The sequence below is a fragment of the Plesiomonas sp. genome, assembly GCF_051650925.1.
GTDB lineage: Bacteria > Pseudomonadota > Gammaproteobacteria > Enterobacterales > CAMTGL01 > Plesiomonas.
Window position 1 is genome coordinate 1 of record NZ_JBOFRH010000264.1, and the last position, 1,069, is coordinate 1,069.

At 48.2% G+C, this 1,069-nt stretch carries 2 protein-coding genes; one reads left to right on the plus strand and one right to left on the minus strand.

Annotation, left to right across the window (positions count from 1 at the left end):
- Nucleotides 1-302, plus strand: a 302-nt coding sequence (locus ACRC27_RS06310) for a hypothetical protein (RefSeq protein ID WP_438639441.1), incomplete at its 5' end; no start/stop codon positions are given.
- Nucleotides 303-467: 165 nt separating this feature from the next.
- Here the strand turns inward: ACRC27_RS06310 and ACRC27_RS06315 are convergent.
- Nucleotides 468-1,069: LysE family translocator (locus tag ACRC27_RS06315; RefSeq protein ID WP_278988039.1), on the minus strand; the 602-nt coding region annotated here is incomplete at its 5' end.

Below are 1,069 nucleotides of genomic sequence, written 5' to 3' on the forward strand. Positions count from 1 at the left end.
TAACGGTCAACCCGCAAACATTTCGTACCACTCGGGCCGGTGCGTTAGCCTATTTTGTTGGGGATGATCCTGCATTTCCAAACGACACCGGCTTTGCACTCAAAAACTGGAAAAACTGCGCCATTAACAACGCCGCGATTCTCATCACCGGTGATAGTGCCACGACGATGGGCAAAGTGAATCTCACCAATGCTCAGGGCCAAGTCACTACCGTCGACAAAACCTGGCAGTTTGTTAAAGACGACAATGGCGCACTGCGAATCGTGGTGCACCATTCATCATTAGAGCATCAAGCCAAATAGCCGCCTATACGGCCTTAGCGATGTGCGGCACGATCAAATCCTCGGTAGATTGACGTTGTTAGCGCAATAAAAAAGGGAGCAAAAATGCTCCCTTTTTTAACATACGACCACACAAAGCAAACCAGCTGTCACGTATTAATTTCCTAGCACAGCGGCCCATTATTGTTAATCAACAGCCAACCAAATCCCGACAAAAATCATCAAACTACCTGCGATTCTGTTCAACCACTGAACATTACCGCTTTTTTGCAAAAAATAACGTAGGCTCTGCCCACCGCCGGCATACGCCAGTAAACAGGCAAACTCAGTAAACAGAATAATACTGATCAGGACGCTAAGTTGCGGCGCCAATGTTTTAGCCGGATTCACAAACGGTGGAAGCAAAGACACCATGAATACCCAGCCTTTAGGATTGGAGATTGCCGTCATAAATCCCTGCATCGCTAAGCTGCGCGCCGACACCATGGGTTTCTCTTCATTTTGTGTCAACTGCATAGCGCCACTGCTGAGCCACATCCGTACTCCGAGATAAATCAGATACGCACCACCCGCATATTTGAGCAGCTGAAACAGTGCTGGATAGTTCAGCATCAAGCTAGCGACGCCAATTACCGAAGAAACCGCCACTACCGCCACACCGATTAGCTCGCCCCACATCATCGGCAGTGTTCTACGTACCCCGATTGACATTCCCAGAGTCATCGCCAATGTCATACACATCCCTGGCGTAAAAGAGACAAAAAAGAAGGTCGGAATAAATAACATCA